We start from the raw sequence: 7968 nt of genomic DNA, 5'->3' as shown, positions 1-7968 counted from the left end.
CCGCGCGGAAGCCGGACACCGGCGGCGACACCTCCGACGACCGGAGCCCGGACGCCGGGGAGAAGCGGGAGAAGGACGGGCCGGCCGAGCGGCCGTCAGCCGAGGAGTCACCGGACGCCGATCAGCCCCCGGGGCAGGAGGCGGCGGGCGAGCAGCCGCCGGGTGAGGAGGCGGCGGGCGGCAAGGAGCCGTTCCCCTGCCCGGAGTTCGACGCCCGGGCGTACCGCGACGCTGCCGCGGAGCCGACCGGAGCGCTGCTGCCGGACACCCCGTGGCGGCTGGAGTCCACCCGGCTGACGCTGCTGGGGCTGAAGTACCACGGCATCGTGCGGGTGCGTACGCACAGCGGGGTCGAGAAGCGGGTCCTGAAGTTCACCTCCGAGTCGCTGGACATCAGGGACCTGCACCAGCTCGTCGACGGCCCGGGCGGCACCACCCAGCACGTCAGGGCCCGGCCCGGCAGCACCTCCACCATTCGCGGCGGGACCGTGACCATGTACACCGAGCAGCTCAGGGGCAAGCTGTTCGGGCTGATCCCGATCGTCTTCAGCCCGAAGTCGCCGCCGCCGCTGGACGTGCCGGTGGCGTTCTTCACCGACGTCGAGGTCGTTCAGGCAGGGCAGTTCGGCGGCACGCTGACCGTGCCCGGCATGAACCTCTCCCTCTCGGACTGACCGCTCGGCGCAGCCCGCCCCCGGCACGACGTGAGGGGCCCGCCCACCGCGGTGGCGGCGGACGGGCCCCTCATGTCCGGACGGTCAGCTTCCGCTGCCTCGGCCCGGTACGGTCAGCTCTCGCTGCCCAGGTGCAGCACCCGGACCATGTTGGTGGTGCCGACCACTCCGGGCGGCGAACCGGCCGTCATGATCATGGTGTCGCTCTCCTGGTACCGGTTGAGCTTCAGCAGCTCGGCGTCGACCAGCTGGACCATGGCGTCGGTGTTCTCGGCGTGCGGCACCACGAACGTCTCGACGCCCCAGCTGAGCGTCAGCTGGTTGCGGGTGTACGCGTCCTCGGTGAACGCGAGAATCGGCTGGGCGACGCGGTACCGCGACAGCCGGCGCGCGGTGTCACCGGACTGGGTGAACGCCACCAGCGCCTTCGCGCCGAGGAAGTCGGCCATCTCGCAGGCCGCCCGCGCCACCGAACCGCCCTGGGTGCGCGGCTTCTTGCCCGGCACCAGCGGCTGGAGGCCCTTGGACAGCAGCTCCTTCTCGGCCGCCACCACGATCTTCGACATCGTCTTGACCGTCTCGATCGGGTACTGCCCGACCGAGGACTCGGCGGAGAGCATCACCGCGTCGGCGCCGTCCAGGATGGCGTTCGCCACGTCGGACGCCTCGGCGCGGGTGGGCCGCGAGTTGGTGATCATCGACTCCATCATCTGGGTCGCCACGATCACCGGCTTGGCGTTGCGGCGGCACAGCTCGATGAGGCGCTTCTGCACCATCGGGACCTTCTCCAGCGGGTACTCCACCGCCAGGTCACCGCGGGCCACCATCACGCCGTCGAAGGAGAGAACGACCTCCTCCATGTTCTCGACCGCCTGCGGCTTCTCCACCTTGGCGATCACCGGGACCCGGATGCCGACCTCGTCCATCACCTGGTGCACGTCGCGCACGTCGGCGGCGTTGCGCACGAAGGACAGCGCGACCATGTCGCAACCCATGCGCAGTGCGAACTTCAGGTCGTCGACGTCCTTCTCGGACAGCGCGGGCACGTTGACCGCGGCGCCCGGCAGGTTGATGCCCTTGTGGTCCGAGATCACCCCGCCCTCGATGACCATGGTCCGCACCTGCGGACCCTCGACCTCGACCACCTGGAGCGCGACGTTGCCGTCGTTGATCAGGATCGGGTCGCCCTTGGAGACGTCACCCGCGAGGCCCTTGTAGGTCGTGCCGCAGATGGTCTTGTCACCGGGGACGTCCTCGGTGGTGATCACGAACTCCTCACCGCGGACCAGTTCGACCGGTCCCTCGGCGAAGGTCGCGAGGCGGATCTTGGGGCCCTGGAGGTCGGCGAGCACGCCCACCGCCCGCCCGGTCTCCTCGGCGGCCTTGCGGAGGCGGTCGTACCGCTCCTGGTGCTCCGGCTGGCTGCCGTGGCTCATGTTGAAGCGGGCCACGTTCATGCCGGCCTCGATCAGCGTCTTCAGCTGATCGAAGGAGTCGACGGCGGGGCCCAGGGTGCAGACGATTTTGGAACGGCGCATGGGTGCGATCCTATCGTTTTGTTTAGACGCGAAACGTATCGGGGGGTGACGCAGCTCACCGATCAGCGGCTGACCAGGCTGTACACCTGTGCGGCGATCTCCAGCTCCTCGTCCGTCGGCACCACGGCGACGGCGACCCGAGCGTACTCCGGCGAGATCAGCCGTGCCGTGTCACCTCGCGCCTCGTTGAGCTGCGAGTCGACGGCCAGGCCCAGCTCGGCGAGACCCTCCACGGCGGCCTGCCGCACGGGTGCGGAGTTCTCCCCGACCCCCGCGGTGAAGGCCACCGCGTCGACCCGGCCGAGCACGGCGCTGTACGCGCCGATGTACTTCTTCAGCCGGTGGACGTAGATGTCGAAGGCGAGGCGGGCCTGCTCGTCGCCCTCCTGCGTCCGCCGGACGATCTCCCGCATGTCGTTGTCCCCGCAGAGCCCCAGCAGTCCGCTGCGCTTGTTGAGCAGGGTGTCGATCTCGTCGATCGACATGCCGGCGACACGCGACAGGTGGAACACCACCGCCGGATCGACGTCACCCGAGCGGGTGCCCATCACCAGGCCCTCCAGCGGGGTCAGGCCCATCGAGGTGTCCACACAGCGCCCGCCGCGCACCGCCGAGGCCGACGCGCCGTTGCCCAGGTGCAGGACGATGACGTTGGTGTCGGCCTGCTCGCGGCCCAGCAGTTCCGCGGTGCGGCGCGAGACGTAGGCGTGCGAGGTGCCGTGGAAGCCGTAGCGCCGGACGCGGTGCGCGTCGGCGGTCTCCACGTCGATGGCGTAGCGCGCGGCGTGCTCCGGCATCGTCGTGTGGAACGCCGTGTCGAACACCGCGACCTGCGGCAGGTCCGGGTTGAGCGACCGCGCGGTGCGGATGCCGGTCAGGTTCGCCGGGTTGTGCAGCGGCGCGACCGGCACCAGCCGTTCGATCTCGGCGAGCACCTCCTCGTCGACGAGGGTCGGCGCGCTGAACCTCTGGCCGCCGTGCACCACCCGGTGCCCGACGGCGGCCAGTTCCGGTGAGTCCAGCCCGTTGCCGTCCGCCGCCAGCTCCTCCGCGACGGCCCTCAGCGCGGCGTCGTGGTCGGCGATGCGGGCGGTGCGCTCCCGCCGGTCGCCGCCGGCGGGGGAGTGCACCAGACGGGAGGCGGCCTCGCCGATCCGCTCCACCAGGCCCACCGCGAGCCGGGTCGGGCCGGACATGTCCAGCAGTTGGTACTTCACCGACGAGGAGCCGGAGTTGAGAACGAGCACTCGGGTGCCGGGCATGCTCAGGCGCCCCTTTCCTGGGCCTGGATGGCCGTGATGGCGACAGTGGTGACGATGTCGGCGACCAGCGCGCCCCGCGACAGGTCGTTGACCGGCTTGCGCAGGCCCTGGAGCACCGGGCCGACCGCGACCGCCCCGGCCGAGCGCTGCACCGCCTTGTAGGTGTTGTTCCCGGTGTTCAGGTCCGGGAAGATCAGCACGCTCGCCTGCCCGGCCACGTCGGAGCCGGGCAGTTTGGTGGCGGCCACCGAGGGCTCCACCGCGGCGTCGTACTGGATCGGCCCCTCCACCGGCAGGTCCGGACGGAGTTCGCGGACCAGTTCGGTGGCCCGCCGCACCTTGTCGACGTCCGCGCCCGAACCGGACGTGCCCGTCGAGTACGACAGCATGGCGATCCGCGGCTCGACGCCGAACTGGGCGGCGGTCGCGGCGGACTGGATGGCGATGTCGGCGAGCTGCTCGGCGTCCGGGTCGGGGTTCACCGCGCAGTCGCCGTAGACGAGCACCTTGTCGGCCAGGCACATGAAGAACACCGACGACACGATGGACGCGTCCGGCTTGGTCTTGATGATCTCGAAGGCCGGCCGGATCGTCGCGGCGGTCGAGTGCGCCGCGCCCGACACCATGCCGTCGGCCAGCCCCTCCTGCACCATCAGCGTGCCGAAGTACGACACCTCGGACACCGTGTCGTAGGCCAGCTCGTAGGTGACGCCGCGGTGCGCACGCAGTTCCGCGTACTGCTCGGCGAACCGTTCCCGCAGCGGCGACTCGACCGGGTCCACCACCCGGGCGGTGGCGGACGTGCCCTCGGAGACCTCGTCCGCGCCCAGCAGGTCGAGCTGCACACCCAGGTCGGCGGCCCGCTTGCGGACGGCCGCGTCGGGACCCAGCAGGGTCAGGTCGCAGATGTTGCGGCGCAGCAGCACCTCCGCGGCGCGCAGTACCCGCTCCTCGGTGCCCTCCGGCAGCACCACGTGCCGCCGGGAGGACCTGGACCGCTCGATCAGCTCGTGCTCGAACATCATCGGCGTGACCCGGCCGCTGCCGACCACGGCCAGCCGCTCGGACAGCTTGCCGGTGTCCACGTGCGACTCGAACAGCCCCAGCGCGATCTCCGCCTTGCGCGGGTTGGCCGCGTTCAACTTGCCCTGGAGCGTCACCAGTTCACCCGCCGTCGGGAACGAGCCGCCCGGCACCGCCAGCACCGGGGTGCCCGGCGCGAGCCGGTCGGCGAGTTGCAGGGTCTCCGGTCCGGGACGCTCGTCCAGCGTCAGCAGCAGCCCGGCGATCGGCGGCGCGCCCGCCGAGTGCGAGGCCAGCGCCCCTACTATCAGGTCCGCCCGGTCGCCGGGCGTCACCACCAGGCAGCCGTCGGTCAGCGCGGGCAGGAACGTCGGCAGCATCGCCCCGCCGAACACGAAGTCCCGGCAGTCCCGCGCCAGACCCGCCGGATCGCCCAACAGCACCTGGGCGCCCAGTTCGTCGACGATCTGCTGCACCGTCGGCGCGGACAGCGCCGGCTCCTCGGGCAGCACGTACACCGGCTCCGGCAGGTGCCGGCTCAGCGTGCGGGCCGCCTGCGCGGTGTGCCCGTCCCGCACCCGGTTGGCGATGGTCGCGACGACCTCGCAGCCCAGCGAGGTGAAGGCGTGGTGGGCGTTGCGCACCTCGGCGACCACCGAGCCGGCGCTCTGGTCCAGGCCGGCCACCACCGGCAGCACCGCCGCGCCCAGCTCGTTGGCGAGCCGCGCGTTCAGGGCCAGCTCCGCCGGCAGGCCGGTGTCCGCGTAGTCGGTGCCGAGGACCAGCGCCGCCTCGTAGCCGCGGGAGACCTCGTGGAAGCGCTCGACCAGGTGCGACACCAGCTCGTCGGTGCCCTTCTCCGCCTGGAGCACCGCCGCCTCGTCGTAGCCCAGGCCCACCATCGTGCCCGGCGGCTGGGTCAGCCGGTAGCGGCTGCGCAGCAGGTCCAGCAGCGGGTCCGGCCCGTCGTGGGCGAGCGGGCGGAACACGGCGACCCGGTCGATGCGCCGCGTCAGCAGTTCCATGACCCCCAGCTCCACCACCTGCCTGCCGTCACCTCGGCCGATGCCGGTTACGTACACGCTGCGCGTCACGCCTGCTCTCTCCCTTGCTGTCCTGAGCTGCCCGACAGGCCGCGGGTACGGAAACCCGTACGGACCTGGCTTTACTCTTGACAGTACCTGCGGAACTGGATATGCGACGTCCCGCACGGCAGCATGTGGACGAGCTGTACGGGCCGCGTTCAGGACATGAAACAATCCCCCCGGCCTCAGTCGGACCGTCCCCGATCAGGAGTAGCGATCAGCATGCGCATCGGAGTTCTCACCGCCGGAGGCGACTGCCCCGGACTGAACGCCGTCATCCGGTCGGTCGTGCACCGGGCCGTGGTGGACCGCGATGACGAGGTCATCGGGTTCGAGGACGGCTTCAAGGGCCTGCTCGACGGCCGCTACCGCGAACTCGACCTGAACTCCGTCAGCGGCATCCTCTCCCGCGGCGGCACCATTCTCGGCTCGGCCCGCCTCGAACGGGACCGGCTGCGCGAGGCGTGCGACAACAGCGAGGAGCTGATGGGCCGCCTCGGCATCGACGTGCTCATCCCGATCGGCGGCGAGGGCACCCTGACCGCCGCCACCATGCTGTCCCAGGCCGGACTGCCCGTCGTGGGTGTGCCGAAGACGATCGACAACGACATCTCCGCCACCGACCGCACCTTCGGCTTCGACACCGCCGTCGGGGTCGCCACCGAGGCGATGGACCGGCTGAAGACGACCGCCGAGTCCCACCAGCGCATCATGGTGGTCGAGGTCATGGGCCGGCACGCCGGCTGGATCGCGCTGGAGGCCGGCATGGCCGGCGGCGCGCACGGCATCTGCCTGCCCGAGCGGCCCTTCGAGCTCGACGACCTGTGCAAGATGATCGAGGAGCGCTTCTCCCGCGCCAAGAAGTTCGCGGTGGTCTGCGTCGCCGAGGGCGCGCGGCCCGCGGAGGGCTCCATGCCCTACGAGAAGGGCGTCATCGACCAGTACGGCCACGAGCGCTTCACCGGCATCGGCAACCGCCTCGCGGTGGAGCTCGAACGCCGGGTCGGCAAGGAGGCGCGGCCCGTCATCCTCGGCCACGTCCAGCGCGGCGGCACCCCCACCGCCTACGACCGGGTGCTCGCCACCCGCTTCGGCTGGCACGCGGTGGAGGCCGCCCACCGCGGTGACTTCGGGAAGATGACCGCGCTGCGCGGCACCGACATCGTGATGGCCGAACTCGCCGACGCGACCCGCGAGCTGAAGACCGTGCCGCAGTACCGCATGGACGAGACCGAGGCCGTCTTCTGAGCGGGGCCGCCTCCTGAGCGGGGCCGCCTCCTGAGCGGAGCCGCCCGCCGACCGGAGCCGTCCCCGCCGGGCACGCCCCGGCACTCGGCCACCGGCGCGCGGCGTCGTCACGACCCGGCGCGCCGCCCCCAGTGGTAGAGGTGCTCGGGGCGGCCCTGACCGCCGTACCGCGGTGCCCGCTCCACCAGGCCCTGCTCGGCCAGGTGCTCCAGGTAGCGGCGGGCCGTCACCCGCGAGGCGCCGATCAGCTCGCCCACCCGGCTGGCGGACAGCCCGTCCGGCGCCACCTGCCGCAGATGGTCCACGACGGCTTCCAGCGTCTCGTTGCTCATGCCCTTCGGCAGCGGGCCGCCGACACTGCCGCGCAGCGCGGCGAAGGCCCGGTCCACGTCCTGCTGCGCGGTGGAATCCCCGTGGAAGACCAGCTGGCGCCGGTAGTCGGCGTAGCGCTCCAGCTTGTCGCGGAACGCCGCGAAGGTGAACGGCTTCAGCAGGTACTGCACCACGCCGTGCGCCACCACGGACCGCACGATCTCCACGTCCCGCGCCGAGGTGACGGCGATGACGTCCGTGAAGTCGCCCCGGGCGCGCAGCCCCCGGCACACGTCCAGACCGGTCATGTCCGGCAGGTAGAAGTCCAGCAGGATCAGGTCCACCGGCCGCCGGTCCAGGAACTCCGGGACCTGCCCGCCGCTGTGCACCACACCCGCCACCGTGAAGCCCGGGACCCGCGCCACGAACTGGGCGTGCGCGTCCGCGATCCGCGGATCGTCCTCGACGACCAGCGTCTCGATGTCGGGCGTCCCCACGTCCGGCGTCCGCGGCATCATCCCTCCGGTTCCTGTCGAAGCGGACGCAAGCGTACGGTGAAGACCGCGCCCGCACCGCCCGCGTCGCCGCCCGCACCGCCCGCGACGTCGACCTCACCGCCTGCGACGTCGACCTCACCGTCGTAGCGGTTGATCACCTGCTGCACCAGCGACAACCCCAGCCCCCGGCCGTGCGCCCCCTCGGGCCGGCTGCTCGACCAGCCGCTGGAGAACATCGACCCCAGCTGCGTGCCGTCGACCCCGTCGCCGGAGTCCGCGACCCGGACCAGCAGCGCGCCGCCCGGCTCGCTGCGCACCGCCACCGAGAC

General features: G+C 71.7%; 6 protein-coding genes and 1 pseudogene. 2 read left to right on the top strand and 5 right to left on the bottom strand.

The genetic code is table 11. The features are described 5' to 3' along the window. Positions 1-674, top strand: a pseudogene (locus ACYVE9_RS10290) (hypothetical protein); the annotation flags it as partial. Between the two features lie 113 nt (positions 675-787). Here ACYVE9_RS10290 and pyk read toward each other — a convergent pair. From pyk to pta, 3 genes are all read right to left on the bottom strand, one after another. Further along, entirely contained in the window at positions 788-2212 is a 1425-nt protein-coding gene (pyk, locus tag ACYVE9_RS10285; protein ID WP_461027464.1) for a pyruvate kinase, read from the bottom strand. Between the two features lie 62 nt (positions 2213-2274). After that, positions 2275-3474, bottom strand: coding sequence for an acetate kinase (locus ACYVE9_RS10280; RefSeq protein WP_461027463.1), 1200 nt, complete (start codon positions 3472-3474; stop codon positions 2275-2277). Between the two features lie 2 nt (positions 3475-3476). Beyond that, a complete protein-coding gene (gene pta / locus ACYVE9_RS10275; protein ID WP_461027462.1) occupies positions 3477-5591 on the bottom strand; it encodes a phosphate acetyltransferase in 2115 nt (704 codons plus the stop codon). A 213-nt stretch (positions 5592-5804) separates the two neighbouring features. Between pta and ACYVE9_RS10270 the strand changes: the two genes are divergently transcribed. After that, positions 5805-6830, top strand: coding sequence for an ATP-dependent 6-phosphofructokinase (locus tag ACYVE9_RS10270; protein ID WP_461027461.1), 1026 nt, complete (start codon positions 5805-5807; stop codon positions 6828-6830). Positions 6831-6937: 107 nt separating this feature from the next. Here the strand turns inward: ACYVE9_RS10270 and ACYVE9_RS10265 are convergent, their stop codons facing one another. Both ACYVE9_RS10265 and ACYVE9_RS10260 read right to left on the bottom strand, forming a co-directional pair. Beyond that, a complete protein-coding gene (locus ACYVE9_RS10265) occupies positions 6938-7660 on the bottom strand; it encodes a response regulator (RefSeq protein WP_461027460.1) in 723 nt (240 codons plus the stop codon). Further along, on the bottom strand, positions 7657-7968 hold a 312-nt coding region (locus ACYVE9_RS10260), incomplete at its 5' end, for an ATP-binding protein (protein WP_461027459.1). The genes ACYVE9_RS10265 and ACYVE9_RS10260, both read right to left, overlap by 4 nt.

It is taken from the genome of Streptomyces sparsus, assembly GCF_054776295.1.
Note: the sequence above shows the minus strand (reverse complement) of the source record. Positions and strands in the feature narration are given on the sequence as shown.